The sequence below is a fragment of the Mucilaginibacter angelicae genome, assembly GCF_042434235.1.
GTDB classification, from domain to species: domain Bacteria; phylum Bacteroidota; class Bacteroidia; order Sphingobacteriales; family Sphingobacteriaceae; genus Mucilaginibacter; species Mucilaginibacter angelicae.
Map to the genome: position 1 here is coordinate 55,877 of NZ_JBHLTS010000018.1, position 13,909 is coordinate 69,785.

The 13,909-nt window shown below is 43.4% G+C and carries 17 protein-coding genes; 10 read left to right on the forward strand and 7 right to left on the reverse strand.

The window, feature by feature from the left end:
* Nucleotides 1-35: 35 nt before the first annotated feature.
* Nucleotides 36-896: a YitT family protein gene (locus ACFFGT_RS06560; RefSeq protein WP_377021714.1), complete on the forward strand. Its 861-nt coding sequence runs from the start codon at nt 36-38 to the stop codon at nt 894-896.
* Here the strand turns inward: ACFFGT_RS06560 and ACFFGT_RS06565 are convergent.
* The 4 genes from ACFFGT_RS06565 to ACFFGT_RS06580 form a co-directional block, all read right to left on the reverse strand.
* Nucleotides 893-1,531 carry an ATPase gene (locus tag ACFFGT_RS06565; RefSeq protein WP_377021715.1) on the reverse strand — a complete coding sequence of 213 codons (639 nt, stop codon included), beginning with the start codon at nt 1,529-1,531 and terminating at the stop codon, nt 893-895. The genes ACFFGT_RS06560 and ACFFGT_RS06565 overlap by 4 nt on opposite strands.
* A gap of 8 nt (nt 1,532-1,539) precedes the next feature.
* Complete coding sequence (locus ACFFGT_RS06570) at nt 1,540-1,791, reverse strand: hypothetical protein (RefSeq protein ID WP_377021716.1); 252 nt, start codon at nt 1,789-1,791, stop codon at nt 1,540-1,542.
* A 72-nt stretch (nt 1,792-1,863) separates the two neighbouring features.
* Entirely contained in the window at nt 1,864-2,247 is a 384-nt protein-coding gene (locus ACFFGT_RS06575; protein ID WP_377021717.1) for an acyl-CoA thioesterase, read from the reverse strand.
* A 102-nt stretch (nt 2,248-2,349) separates the two neighbouring features.
* The gene (locus ACFFGT_RS06580; RefSeq protein WP_377021718.1) at nt 2,350-3,348 is read right to left on the reverse strand and encodes a beta-ketoacyl-ACP synthase III; all 999 of its coding nucleotides are present in this window, start codon (nt 3,346-3,348) and stop codon (nt 2,350-2,352) included.
* A 222-nt stretch (nt 3,349-3,570) separates the two neighbouring features.
* Between ACFFGT_RS06580 and ACFFGT_RS06585 the strand changes: the two genes are divergently transcribed.
* The 3 genes from ACFFGT_RS06585 (at nt 3,571) to ACFFGT_RS06595 (ending at nt 5,599) form a co-directional block, all read left to right on the forward strand.
* Complete coding sequence (locus ACFFGT_RS06585) at nt 3,571-4,308, forward strand: dioxygenase family protein (protein WP_377021719.1); 738 nt, start codon at nt 3,571-3,573, stop codon at nt 4,306-4,308.
* A 69-nt stretch (nt 4,309-4,377) separates the two neighbouring features.
* Nucleotides 4,378-4,899, forward strand: a complete 522-nt coding sequence (locus ACFFGT_RS06590; protein ID WP_377021720.1) for a hypothetical protein — start codon at nt 4,378-4,380, stop codon at nt 4,897-4,899.
* 1 nt (nt 4,900) lies between these two features.
* Nucleotides 4,901-5,599, forward strand: a complete 699-nt coding sequence (locus tag ACFFGT_RS06595) for a pirin family protein (RefSeq protein ID WP_377021721.1) — start codon at nt 4,901-4,903, stop codon at nt 5,597-5,599.
* Nucleotides 5,600-5,964: 365 nt separating this feature from the next.
* Here ACFFGT_RS06595 and ACFFGT_RS06600 read toward each other — a convergent pair whose 3' ends face one another.
* Nucleotides 5,965-6,729 carry an SDR family NAD(P)-dependent oxidoreductase gene (locus ACFFGT_RS06600; protein ID WP_377021722.1) on the reverse strand — a complete coding sequence of 255 codons (765 nt, stop codon included), beginning with the start codon at nt 6,727-6,729 and terminating at the stop codon, nt 5,965-5,967.
* A 161-nt stretch (nt 6,730-6,890) separates the two neighbouring features.
* Nucleotides 6,891-7,682, reverse strand: a complete 792-nt coding sequence (locus ACFFGT_RS06605) for a carbon-nitrogen hydrolase family protein (protein WP_377021723.1) — start codon at nt 7,680-7,682, stop codon at nt 6,891-6,893.
* A gap of 186 nt (nt 7,683-7,868) precedes the next feature.
* On the opposite strand from ACFFGT_RS06605, the gene ACFFGT_RS06610 reads away from it, so the two are divergent.
* Nucleotides 7,869-8,912, forward strand: a complete 1,044-nt coding sequence (locus tag ACFFGT_RS06610; protein WP_377021724.1) for an NAD(P)-dependent alcohol dehydrogenase — start codon at nt 7,869-7,871, stop codon at nt 8,910-8,912.
* Nucleotides 8,913-9,094: 182 nt separating this feature from the next.
* Here ACFFGT_RS06610 and ACFFGT_RS06615 read toward each other — a convergent pair whose 3' ends face one another.
* The gene (locus tag ACFFGT_RS06615; RefSeq protein ID WP_377021725.1) at nt 9,095-9,790 is read right to left on the reverse strand and encodes a hypothetical protein; all 696 of its coding nucleotides are present in this window, start codon (nt 9,788-9,790) and stop codon (nt 9,095-9,097) included.
* A gap of 251 nt (nt 9,791-10,041) precedes the next feature.
* On the opposite strand from ACFFGT_RS06615, the gene ACFFGT_RS06620 reads away from it, so the two are divergent.
* The 5 genes from ACFFGT_RS06620 (at nt 10,042) to ACFFGT_RS06640 (ending at nt 13,907) form a co-directional block, all read left to right on the forward strand.
* Nucleotides 10,042-10,602 carry a dihydrofolate reductase family protein gene (locus ACFFGT_RS06620; protein ID WP_377021726.1) on the forward strand — a complete coding sequence of 187 codons (561 nt, stop codon included), beginning with the start codon at nt 10,042-10,044 and terminating at the stop codon, nt 10,600-10,602.
* A 90-nt stretch (nt 10,603-10,692) separates the two neighbouring features.
* On the forward strand, nt 10,693-11,229 hold the full coding sequence (locus ACFFGT_RS06625) for a hypothetical protein (RefSeq protein ID WP_377021727.1): 537 nt from the start codon (nt 10,693-10,695) through the stop codon (nt 11,227-11,229).
* Between the two features lie 180 nt (nt 11,230-11,409).
* A complete protein-coding gene (locus ACFFGT_RS06630; protein ID WP_377021728.1) occupies nt 11,410-12,039 on the forward strand; it encodes a conflict system bpX4 domain-containing protein in 630 nt (209 codons plus the stop codon).
* A 9-nt stretch (nt 12,040-12,048) separates the two neighbouring features.
* A complete protein-coding gene (locus tag ACFFGT_RS06635) occupies nt 12,049-13,203 on the forward strand; it encodes an AAA family ATPase (RefSeq protein ID WP_377021729.1) in 1,155 nt (384 codons plus the stop codon).
* Nucleotides 13,200-13,907, forward strand: coding sequence for a hypothetical protein (locus ACFFGT_RS06640; RefSeq protein ID WP_377021730.1), 708 nt, complete (start codon nt 13,200-13,202; stop codon nt 13,905-13,907). The genes ACFFGT_RS06635 and ACFFGT_RS06640 overlap by 4 nt, the downstream gene beginning before the upstream one ends.
* The last annotated feature ends 2 nt before the right edge of the window (nt 13,908-13,909 follow it).

Consider the following 13,909-nt stretch of genomic DNA (forward strand, 5'->3'; position numbering starts at 1 on the left):
TGCCCGCCTTTAGCCTCAAAAGGCTATATTTGGGCATGAAGGCAATTAACATCATCAGGGATTCAGCAAATATCGGACTCGGGATTTTATCAGCAGCTTTTGGCCTTAAAGGGTTTTTATTATCAAGTCATTTTATTGACGGCGGAGCCACCGGGGTTTCCATGCTTATCTTTGATATAACCTCCATTCCCATCTCTGTTTTGATTTTTGTTATCAACGTGCCTTTTTTGTGGATCGGTTACCGGAAGCTTGGGCTTTGGTTCGCTATTAAAAGTACAGTTGCCATTGCATTGCTTGCATTATGCCTTGCGTTGGTAAGCTTTCCTGATGTTACACATGATAAGTTACTCACAGCTGTATTTGGCGGCGTATTTATTGGCACCGGCAGCGGGTTGGCCATGCGTGGTGGTGCAGTACTTGATGGTACCGAAATAGCCGCCGTATTGGTAAGCAAAAAAACGCAGCTGCTTAAAGTGAGCGATTTTATTTTGTTGCTCAACGTTTTGATATTTGGCGTAGCGGCATCGGTATTGGGTGTTGAACCGGCCATGTATTCGATATTAACTTATATGGCCGCCGCCAAAATGATCGACTTTTTGCTGAACGGTATTGAACAATACTCTGGCGTTACCGTTATCTCCACCAAAAGTGATGCTATTCGCAGGGCAATAACTGTTACGCTTGGTCGTGGTGTTACCATTTATCAGGGCAAAAGTGGTTATGGTAAAGATGGTCATGTTAACGATCCACGAGATATTGTTTTCACGGTGGCCACACGTTTGGAAATCCCATCGTTAAAGCAAACGATCTTGCGGATAGATCCCAAAGCCTTTATTGTACAGCAAAGCATTGATGATACTACGGGTGGCTTGTTAAAGCGGAAGAAACTACATTAGGAGCTGAGGTTTATTTTTGAAGTTAAAAGTGGAAGATATTTAGTAAACCATTGAGGTAATTCATCCGCCTCGACGCCTGAAACTAAATTTTCGCCTCTGAATGAAGCCAATGGTTTTGGCAAGAATTCTGAAGTGTCGACGATTTGAAGATGATCCAATAACTGATAATGCTCGTTTAACATTTCGAGGTTGCCATAAAAGTTATTTTCAATATCCCAGCGAGGTACGTTATGACCGCCTTTTTTAGCTCTTATTCCTACACGCATTTCCGAAATATCAATCTCATTCAAACCTAAAAAGAGCATTTCAATGGTATATCCATTTGATTTAAATCGCTTTGGAAAATCCCAGGTTGCATAGCTCGGAAAATGTCCTTCGTATACAAAATGATCATTACGCATTAATGCATCTTCTAATAAAGATTCAAGTGTTTCGATAACGAAATCAGCGGCAATTCTTTTAGCTTCTTTAGGCGATTTAACTATGTTAGGGAATAGCTCTTTTCTTTTGGCCATAAATAGTTTGTCGCCATCAAAAATTTGGTAGTTATCAGTTATGTGTTTGGGTAAATAATCAGGCCCTACGGTTGATTTTCCTGAACCATTTGAACCTGTTATCAAATAAAGCGTTGGCATGAGTTCTGTTAAACCAAACCAAGGCTTTTCTTTAACCGGATACTGTCTCTTGAGGAGAGTTGTTTTATAACCGAGAAGTCACTTTTATATTTTTCAAAAGAGACCAACTGTATTGACTGGTCTGGAAACTCAAGGTAGCACTGGTTTTTAGGCAAGCCCGCAACATTGATCATAAATGGCTGACCAGCATTCAATGTTTCTGTTCGTAAACGGTGAACAGCAGATGTTGCAACATTTTCAAGTAATTCCAATTCGCTCATATAAACTTTGTTGGGTATGATATTAACTCAAATTTAATAAAAAATCGGGTTAATTCATAGTCTGCCTTTAGCTTACAAAACACTTATCGGGTGCTTATGCTCATCAATGGCAACAAAAGTAAAAGTACCGGTTATGGCTTTTTCGCGCACAAAAGAGTACATTTCTTCAATATAAATTTCGACTGAAACTTTGAGGCTGGTATTGCCGATGTGTGATATGCTGCCAACAAGTTCAATGATGGTACCTGCGGGGATTGGGCGTTTAAAGTCGATCCTGTCGGACGATACGGTAACCATCCGTTTACGGGTAAAGCGGGTGGCTGTAATAAAAGCTACCTCATCCATCATTGCCATTGCCGAACCTCCGAAAAGCGTGTCGTAATGATTGGTATCACTCGGGAACACCGTTTTAAATATCCGCGATTCCGCTTCTTTAATTCGTTCTTCGGTTGTCATAAGGATTTGTATCAAATCTGCCTGCGGCATGAAAATCTCCCCTTGGGATAGGGAAGAAGTTTTTATTTTAAGCCCTCCCTTCCGGGGAGGGTTGGGTGGGGGTTATCTCAATTTACCCCACTTCAAATAAGTAGCGCCCCATGAAAAACCTGCGCCAAAGGCGGTCAGGATCACGTTGTCGTTCTCTTTGAAATCTTCTTTGAAATCCCACAAGGCCAGTGGAATAGTAGCGGCCGTAGTATTACCGTAACGGTCGATGTTGATTTTAACACGGCTTTCGGGTAAACCCAAAGCATCGCCTACAGCGTGGATGATACGGTAGTTTGCCTGGTGAGGGATCAGCCAGTTAATATCATCTATAGTAAGGTTGTTGCGTTGCAGTATGGATGTGCAGCTCTCGGTCATGCCTTTTATAGCTGCCTTGAAAACCACACGACCATCCTGGCGTATGTAATGTAGTTTGCCGTCAACAGTTTCGCCTGTAGCCGGGTTCATGGAACCGCCTCCCGGAACGTATAAGTGTTCGCGGCCGTGACCATCGGTTTTAAACACACTGTCAATAACGCCAATGTCTTCGGTTGAAGGTTCAAGCAATACAGCACCGGCACCATCACCAAAAAGGATACAGGTATTACGGTCGGCATAGTTTACAATAGCACTGTTTTGATCGGCACCAATAACTATTACTTTTTTATAACGGTTGCTTTCAACCAGGCTTGAGCCAAGAGTAAAGGCATACAGGAAGCCGCTGCAGGCCGCATTAACGTCAGATGCCCATGCATTGCTTAACCCGCATTTGTCACAAACTATGCTGGCGGTAGAGATCAGCAGGTAATCGGGTGTTGAAGTGGCTACAATTACACAATCAATTTCAGAAGGATCAACTTTGGCACTTTCAAGTAAACTCTTTACCGCGAAAGCTGCCATGTCTGAAGTAGCAAGTGATTTGTCGGCAAGGATCCTTCTTTCCCTGATCCCTGTACGTGAAACTATCCATTCGCTGTTAGTTTCAACCATTTTTTCTAAATCGCTGTTAGTTAAAATGTTGTCAGGAACATAGCCGCCTACACCGGTAATAACTGCGCTACTTTTTAATGCCATAAATATTATATATTCTCAAAAAAACATGCAAAGATAGGGAAATTTGACGGTTTAAAGTTGTCATGCAACTGTATGTTTATATAATCCTGTCTTTTTCATGCTGCAATAATTTACCGTTTGTCGACACAAAGAGGCAAATAACCGACACATGTTTCAACACTAACCGTGCCGCTTTTACTTTTGAGTCAACAAATTAGATTAAACTTATAAGGAGAACTCACAATGGAAAGAAAGAACTTTTTAAAAAGCCTGGTAATTGGCGCAGTGTCAACTTCAGCATTGGTTGAAGCCTGCAAAAAAGATACAGATACCGCCACCACTACTACAACTTCGGGAAGTTCATCTTCCGGCAGCAGTTCGGGTTCAACTGATTCAGGTACCTGCAGCGTTGTACCTACAGAAACAGAGGGGCCATACCCAACACATTCACCGGCATCATATGTGCGGAGTGATATTACCGATGGCCGTACCGGGTATAAGCTTACCGTGAACATTACAATAAAAAACAGTAATAATAGCTGCGCCGCACTTTCGTCAGCATTGGTTGATATCTGGCATTGCGATGCAGAAGGTAATTACTCCGAATATGGCGGCAGCGGTACGCAATCAACCAATTATACTTCGGTACACTTTTTACGCGGACGTCAAACTACTGATTCAAACGGACTGGTAACCTTTACTTCCATATTCCCGGGCTGGTATACCGGCAGGGCTACACACATCCATGTACATGTGTATAACTCATCAGGTACATCATTGAAAGTAACACAAATTGCTTTTCCGGAAGGTACAGGTACGGCCTTGGCTGCCGTTAGTGGTTATAGCAAAGGCATGAGCGGTTATACCTACAATGCCACTGACGGTGTATTTAGCGATGGTTATACGCTTGAGCTTGCTACCGTAACCGGGAGCACCACCGCTGGTTTTGTATTGGCTATCAGCTTTAGCGTACCGGCTTAAGATTTTTCATTTTGTTTTTTGTAACAGGGCGTCAGCGGTTGCTGACGTCCTGGTTTTTTAATCCTTATTATGCAAAAGCGTGTGATTGTTTTGTGTTATCGTAAGATCATTGATATCCGGTCGGTTAAACAGTGGGATAAGCTGGTGTTTGAAAGTACTTACCTGGAATTTAAAATGCAGGCCCAGAATTTTAGCCATGGAACAGCTTACACTTCCTATGCCGACTTGCTGAGGAACGTACCCAATGCCCAGCGCTTAACCGGCATGGTTACGCCATCGGTTACAGGTTATATACAGCAGCTTGGCGGCATTATGCCCGATGTTTTAAATAATATTGGCAGGCGGTTCCTTACGTTCAGCAAGTTTCAGCTGGAGATCATCAATTCTGATATTCATGATAAGGATAAACACCAGGTTGCGGTTAATTTTTATTCCGGACCGCTGGTGTGGCATGATACCATTGATAATTATCTGCTGATATCCGAAGATATGGCTGAAAATCAATTATCTGCTGAAAATGATAGCATGCCCACTAATCTTATGCAGTTACAACCCTACGTAAATATCAGTTCATTACAATATCTTAATTAAAATGGAAAAGATCTCACCGGGACAAATACACCTGGCCGACCAAAGAGGCTTTACAAAGACCCAGTACATGAGGCGTTACAGCAGTTTTAACTATGGCAACTACTTTAACGAGTATCGTAGGCCCTTTGGCAGGCTGGAGGTATTGAATGATGAAATGCTGGCGGGCGGTAAATCAACCATTATTACTGTCGAAAACTCCTGCTGGTTTGTTTTAATGCCGGTAACCGGCGAAGTGCTATTAAAAAGCTCAAATGGAACCCGGCTGATTGATGTTGGAGAAGTGTTTGTAGGGCATGCAATTGCCGGTGAGGAGCTTGAACTGATCAATCTTTATAAAAGCGACTGGATCAATTATATTTATTTGCAGTTGAAGGAGGATGAAGATATAAATTTGCCACCTGGTGATGTTTTTAAATTCGATTTTACCGGAAGACAGAATAAACTGATTAACCTGATCCCAAACAGCGAAAAACATCTGTTTCGCATACACATCGGACTGCTTGGCGGAAGGGTGGATGTACTTTATCCACTCCAAAATAATAATTCGCTGTTTTATGCATTTGTGCTTTCCGGGGCGTTTGAACTGCAGGGCCGCCTCATGCACGAGCGTGACGGTTTAGCACTGTGGCAACTGGAAGAAGCCGATCTGGAAGCGCTGAGCAATAATGCAGTGATTGTGATATTGGAAATGTTAAATTGATTTTCATTTTCGTAGGTGGCGCATAATTGCGTCTCCCGCAATACAGGGAATATCTTATAAGTTAGCCGGTTGTCGGTATTCGGAAGAAATAAAAAAGCTGGGGATTGTGCGATTCCCTCCCCTGGGAGGGTGCAGGGAGGGGTTCATCGATAGGTCTATTCGTTCGAAATGGCGTACAAACCCCTCCCTGCCAACACACATTTCAGCCGCACCCTCCCGGGGGAGGGAATTAAAAAATCTTCCGAACCCCTGTGGTGATAATACCGACCACAGGCTTAATGATATTTTCTTTATTAAAAAGATAGCAGTATAATTGAGAAGAGGCCATAAATACTTAAGCCCCTCCCAATTCAAATCTTTATCTATTAAACAAACATACCTCCCGAAGCCTCGATACGCTGAGCATTAACCCAACGGGCATCTTCGGTACAAAGGAAAGCAACAACGCCGCCAATATCTTCAGCAACGCCTGGCCGGCCTAATGCTGTTACGCTGCTCACCATTTTTTGGAGATCCTCGTTGTTGCGTAAATGGCCGTCGCCAAAATCGGTCATGATAGCGCCGGGAGCAACCACGTTGGCCCGGATGCCCCGTGCCCCAAGTTCTTTAGCTATGTAGCGGGTGAAGGTCTCAATAGCACCCTTCATTGAAGCGTAGGCCGATGATCCGGGAACCGATACACGGGTTAAGCCCGAAGATACATTCACAATACCGCCGCCATCTGCAATAAGCGGAATTAGTTTTTGGGTTAAAAAGTATACTCCTTTAAAGTGAACATTCAGTAGGCCGTCAAAAAACTCTTCGGTAACCTCACTAATGGTGCTGTAGCCACCTTGTCCTGCATTATTCACCAGGAAATCAACATGATCGGTTTTAAATTTTTCAGCTAAAACTTCCTTGAGCCTTTCTGTAAAGGAATCAAAGCTTTGAATGATCCCTGTATTTAATTGCAGTGCGGCTGCCTTTACTCCGCTTTGTTCTGCAAGGGTAACAACCTTTTCAGCTTCTTCTGCATTGGTATTGTATGTTATGATAACATCAATTCTTTTTTCGGCAAGTCTTAAGGCCATATCTCTGCCTAAGCCACGGCTTCCGCCGGTTACTACCGCAATTTTATTTCTGTTTTCCATTTTCTTTTTTTGTTTGATACAAAAGTAAAACGGATTGGAAAACAAGTGTTTGGATAAATCAATCCATTATTTGCAAAATTCAAATAATGCTCAAATAAATAGGGGGAGTAATAATAATCTGAGGTTAGACTCAGTAAATGGTGCTTTGAACTTCGCGGCAGTTAATAATCATACAACTGTGGTTTAAACCTTTTGGCCAAATAGCCCGTAGCCTTTTCTAAGTCGATATCAGTTACAATTACGCCTGTTGTTCCATAGGCCTGATATGCTAAACAAGTACCATCGGGCGCTATAATTGAACTTGCTGATTCGGGATAAAGTGAACCATAGTTGGAGCTGGCAAAATAAATGGTGTTTTCCAGTGCGCGCATCATCATCGCCTTTTCATAATAAGGATTTGCCATGCTGCCCCATTCGGTAAGCAGCACACCTTCGGTATTACTGCCCGAAAAATGCGGGTGGAAAACAATATGTGCGCCGTTGCGTGCCGCCCATCTTACAGATTCGGGATAGCGAAAGCCTTCGTGGCAAATGGTAACACCAAATTTTAAACCGTTCACCTCAAAAATATTTCTTAGGGTACCCGGCACCCACATCGCATCTTCCGATGGATCCAGTTGGTTTTTGGTTTGATAGCCAAGTGTTTCGCCGGTTTGGGATATTACCTGCGCAATGTTTAAAAGCCCGTTATCACCATACCAATCCATAGGCATAATCACCGCTATCTTGTTTTCAGCAGCCATCCTGCATATTTCATCCAGTGCCGATTGTAGTATTGCCGGCGATGTTGGTTCAGGATCGGCTATCATGCCCGGGTATCCAGGTATGTATGATTCGGGGAAGCAAATAACTTCTGCCTGCTGTGATGCTGCTTCTTTAATCAGCTTTTCAGCTTGCAGCAAACCGTCATTAATTGATTTCGGAAAAGGGGGAGTGGCTATGGCTATTTTCATGCGATGTTGATCTGTATGCTAAATTAAAAATTTGCATTTACCTGTAGTTAACATTCCCCTCAAGTGTCACTTTTTTATTTCAACGCTACAGCAGGCTAATATTTATAAAAATATCATTGTACATTTGTTAGGGAGATCCTCTCCGGATTCATAAATCATCATTTACACTACTTAACATTTACTACTATGATTGAAACAAAAGCGTATGCCGCGCAAAATGAAACCACGCCGCTTGCTCCGTGGACTTTTGAAAGGCGCGAAGTTGGCCCTCATGATGTGCAGTTTGATATTCTGTACTGTGGCGTTTGCCACTCAGATTTACACCAGATTAAAAATGACTGGTTTCCCGGCATTTTCCCAATGGTACCAGGCCACGAAATTGTTGGCCGTGTAGTTAAAGTTGGCGAGCATGTAAAAGGCTTTAAAGTTGGCGATCTGGCCGCTACCGGCTGCCTGGTTGACTCGTGCCGGGTGTGCGAAAACTGCAAACGCGACCTGGAGCAATATTGCCTCAATGGCAGCTCACAAACCTACAACGGCCTTGAGCAGGATCATAAAACTCCTACTTACGGTGGTTACTCAAACACCATTGTTGTTACTGAGGATTTTGTACTGCACCTTAAAGAGGGTGTTGACCTGGCCGCTGTTGCCCCGTTGTTGTGCGCCGGTATCACAACTTACTCGCCGTTAAGGCACTGGAAAGTAGGCAAAGGCCATAAACTGGCTGTGCTTGGCCTGGGCGGTCTTGGTCACATGGCTGTTAAATTTGGCGTAGCTTTTGGTGCCGATGTTACTGTATTAAGTACATCGCCGAAAAAAGAGGAAGACGCTAAAAAATTAGGCGCTCATCATTTTGTAGTGACTACCGATCCTGAACAGGTTAAAGCAGCTAAAAATTCGTTCGATTTTATTTTGGATACTGTATCGGCCGAACATGACTTTAATATGTACCTGTCATTATTACGTACAGATGGCGTCCACATCTGTGTAGGCGTACCGCCTAAACCAGCCGAAATTGCTGCTTTCAGTTTATTGGGCGGTCGTAAAAGTTTAGCAGGTTCAGGCATTGGCGGTATTAAAGAAACCCAGGAAATGCTTGACTATTGTGCCGAAAACAACATTGTTTCGGATATTGAAATGATTGATATCAAAGATATTCAAACCGCTTATGACCGCATGGAAAAAGGCGACGTACGTTACAGGTTTGTAATTGATATGGCTACTTTGTAAGTATTATAGCCCTGTAATTTTACAAATAGTTTAAAAGCAAGAAAAGCGTCATTGCGAGGCACGAAGCAATCCCCGAATAGCAGGTTCGCCCTGTATAGTTAGGGATTGCTTCGTGCCTCGCAATGACGTTTGTTTTACTATATCGTCTTTTTGAATCTATGATTTTTAAATAGTTTTAGCGCTTAAAGGATTTTCATCCGGATGTATCCATTAGTAACCTTTTGTGGCATTTCATCATTGTCGAAAATAACGGCATCAAATTTTGCCTCTAATAAAATGCCTCCGCTTTTTAAGCTTTTGAAAGTTGTTACTTCAAAATGAGTTCCATTCTCACTTTCCTGCTTTATTTGGGTAGGTTCGGCTAAAGATCTATTGCTAAAAGTTTGTCCATTGCCAAACAGGTCAATAGCTACGCCGTTATGTGCGTTCACTCTTGTATAATCTACCTGGAAATCATATTTGCCAACATGAATAAGGTCGAGAAGATCAATAGGGACATAAAGTCCCAATGGGTTTTTATTCATCTCTTTTTTGCTGTATTTTTTGAAGAAAGAGATCTCCATTAAACCCGCTCCGTTAACCTTAGACATTGCATAGGTGCGCGCAAAGAAAACAGAGTCTTTATTCCCCGAAATATAAGTAGCACGGTTAATAACTGAGTCTACTTTTAGATTTGGATCGGCGTTCAAAACCCTCATGTTGCCGGAGCTTTGCAAAGTATAAACCTTCCCGTTAAGTGTGTAGGAACCTGAGTCGGTTGCAAGTTCTAAAGGATCAGGTTTTTCATGTGTTTCAGGCATTATTTTGTTGTCCTTTTTGCAGGCTGTTAATAAACTTGAAAGCAATAGTAATAAAAGTATAGGTTTAAGATTTTTCATAAAGGTTGCGAAAGTAATAAAAAGGTTTTGGTTTGAATTTTAAAAAGATTTATGTTTTTTGACTTGATAGGGATGGTTTAGGTATAATTTACATAGGCGATATTTATTGCTTTGAGGCAGATATGGCCCGATGGTTTAATGCGGTTATTTTTTATCCGATGTCCTGATAGCACCCCATTATTGGCAGATTAAGCCATCGGATGTATACCATGTTATATTTAAATTTACTTTTAAATATTAACCAAATAATTATGAGAAACTTAGCATTGTTTATGCACATTTCGCTCGATGGTTTTACTGCCCGTGCCGATGGCGCTATGAATTGGATAAAAATTAGCAATGAGATGTTTGAGTACGCCAGCGCCCGCACCCAGGCAGCCGATACTGCCTTATATGGCCGTAAAACTTTTGAAATGATGGATGCCTACTGGCCTACGGCTGCCGATAAGCCCGGTGCTTCAAAGCACGATGTTGAACACTCCACCTGGTATAAAAAAACACTTAAGTATGTGGTATCCGAAACTGCTGCCAGGCAAAATACCGATAAGCTCAAATTTATCAGTGGTGATGTAAAAGCACAGGTTTCAGACCTCAAAAAGCAAGATGGTGGCGAGATCATTATGTTTGGCAGCCCCGGTCTTGCCCGTTATTTAATGATAGAAGGGCTGATAGATGAATTTTGGCTGTTTGTAAACCCGATAGTACTCGGTGCCGGTATCCCGCTGTTTGCCAACGTAGAAATAAAGCTTAAACTGGAAAAAAGCACCACGTTTGCTGATGTTGTTATTGGGCTGCATTACATAAAAGTGTAGCAAATATCCTTCCCTTATAAAAAATCTGCAACCCGAGGCAACGCCTTTGCTAAAATGGTAGTAATCATTATGTACACAAAATATTACTACATGAAATTACTATCAAAGTTAACAGCAGCAGCCCTTGTAATAGGGGCCATGTTTTTTGCAAATACGGTAAAGGCGCAAACCACTCCTGCAAATGCGTTCCGTTTAGGTTTAGGAATTGAAACCGGCTTGCCCACAGGTGTTGCCAAACTGGGTACTACCTTTACATTAGGGGGTACTGCCCGTTTACAATATGGTATAAGCGATAGTTTTGCGCTTACCTACACTATGGGTGGATATCACTTTTTCCCTAAAAAAATCCCCGGATCAGATAAACGTTATGGAAGCTTTGGCGAAATTCCTATCAAATTTGGTTTCAAGGAGTTTTTTGTGCCAAGTGTATATGTTGCCGGCGAAGTTGGTATAGCTTACGAAAAACTGGAACAAGGCTGGGGCCCGCACAGGCTTGACCTTTCACCTGGTTTAGGCTGGGCCAATAAAACCTGGGATGTAAGCGTGCGTTATGAAAATTTTTCGGGTGCTAACCAGGATCATTTCGGCATGGTTGGCCTGCGTTTAGCTTACGGATTTGCTTTATAAATTCGATATACGTAACAATACTAACTAACAAGCCAGCCTCACCCTGGTGATGTTAGGTTGACTGATCCTCTTCCGGTTTTACCGGGGGAGGGTTTTTTATTTAGCGATATTGTAATTGTCTATGTTAAATTATCCTCCGCCCGTTGTTCAATCAAATTAAATTTGTTTAATTTAAGCGGAGTGAAATTAAATAAATATCTGAGTCGGTTGTTTAGTGATGGGTTGGTTGAAGTGCCGCGCCAAATGACTGATTTTGATGTAGATGACCTGCAAGCCTCGATCCGGGTTTTAAAGCAGGTTTATGATACCGATAAACTGGAGATGCTCTTTCATGCACCGGTTTTTGAGCCGGATGCTGCTTTGTGGGCTGCCCGTTTCCTTTATCAAGCCACCCAACTGGTGTTATTGCGTGACCTGGACGAAACTGTAATTGATCAATACCTGCAGCCTTACCCGGGCGAAACATCTGCGGCTGCTATCTATTCTGTCGATCTGATCTTCCGGCATATCGGCGGGCTTTTTAAATTTAGCAGCGGTCTTGCCCCCGATGATCCGTTGGTAAAGCGTTTGAAAGAAACTATGGCAGCCTGGCCGTTTTCATCCGTAGGCCTCAAAATTGAACCTTTAGCCACTACGGATACTATTTTTACCGATGCTTCCCTTAAATATGCTTACCTGGATAGGATCATCCAACATAAAGACCATGCCCGCTTAAAGGGCGAACCCGAAAAAAATACATTTGATGAAATTATGGGCATGCACCAGGCCCTGCTTTGGCCCGGTTTTGATTTACTTGCCCATCCCGAATAATTATAATTTATGAGTACCGAAACACCTAACCAATTCACAACTATTGATAAACTGCTTGCCGTTCTGCAGCACCTCAAAAATACTTTTGTTGATAAGGATGAGATCATTGACCTGATGGGCATTTGCCTTGTCGGGCGCGAAAACTTGTTTTTACTGGGCCCTCCGGGCACGGCTAAAAGTGCAACTGTACGTGAGCTTTCCAAACTGCTTGACGGTAAAACTTTTGAATACCTGCTTACCCGCTTTACCGAACCCAACGAACTTTTTGGCCCATTTGATATCCGCAAACTGCGCGATGGCGAGCTGGTAACCAATACCGAAGGCATGCTGCCCGAGGCATCGCTTATATTTTTGGATGAGTTGCTGAACGCTAACAGTGCCATATTGAACAGTTTGCTGATGGTGCTTAATGAAAAGATCTTCAGGCGGGGCCGCGAAACCAGGCAACTGCCTGCCTTAATGGTGATAGGGGCCAGTAACCACCTGCCCGAGGATGAAGCCCTGCAGGCATTGTTTGACAGGTTTCTGATCCGTGTGCGTTGTGATAACGTTGATCCGCAGCATTTAAATGCGCTGTTGAACGCGGGCTGGATGCTCGAACAAAAAAAGGTGACCGAAAGGCCAAGTATCAGTACTGATGAGATCAGGCAGATGCAGGAGTTTACCTCGTTTGTTGATCTGCAGGATATCAGGCCGCAATATATTGAGTTGATCCAAAAACTCAGGAACGCAGGTTTACAGGTATCCGATCGCCGGGCAGTTAAGCTGCAAAGGTTGATAGCTGCAAGCGCCCTTATCTGCAAAAGAGACAAAGCGATATCGTCTGACCTTTGGGTTTTAAGGCATATCTGGGATACCGAAGAACAGCGCGAGATCATCAGCAATATTGTGAATACGGTTGTTGGTGCCGATGGAGAAACGGCGGGGCAGCATCCGCGTGCCTCATTAAATACCCTGCCCAATGCCGATGAAATCTTTAGCGAGATACAAAAACTAACGCAGCAATGGCAGGAACCGGAAACCACCATGGCCGACCGGTCATTGATCAAAGATCGCCTGTCGCACTTGAACAGCCGTTGCGAATGGATACGGAATGAAGAACAACGGGCCTATGTACAAAAGCCTATCGATGAACTCTGGAAACAGATAATGCATACCGCGTGAAGGAGCTTGTACTGGTATTGGAATCCCGCTACGCGGATACCCTGGGCGCTGTACGTGGCATCCCGGGATTAAAAGCCGCTACAGATGAGGGTAATATCTGGCTCAGGGGCATTACACCTGCTGCCAAGCCCGATACGCTGTTGGCTTCTTTACCGGTTGTACAATCATATGTGCTTGATGCGGAAGACAGGCTATTTCCGGCCGGGAGCCTCACGCCAACTGGCAAATTAAAGCCGCTCCACTGGCAGCCCATCAAAGCCTTTATCCCGGTTAAAATGCCTGTTTCAGCTATGCCGGGTACTGCTCCGGCTAAGATACAACTGCAGCTTTCCCGTTCGGGCCAGGTGCAGGAGCCTTTCGCCCTGCTGGTTAGTCTTGATGATTGGAAAGCTTATGCCGAAACGGCTCCTTTAACCAGGCTTGGCCGGCTTCAGTTCGCCGTTTCACCGTCAGGTAATACACTCATTACAGGCTCGCCATTACCGCTGTTAAAGGGTAAGGGACACTGGCAAAACGGGCAAATGTTGTTGCCCTTAGGCTTTGATTTTGATCCGCCCGCTATTGCCTCATTAATTGCCGATGCTTTAGGCGCCGATAACAACCATTATATATTGTTTGATAGCGATGGGGGATATGAATATATCCCTATTGCCGATTTTGTACAGGTTACCCGCAGTGCCGTACGTTTAACCCGCATTGCCTGATC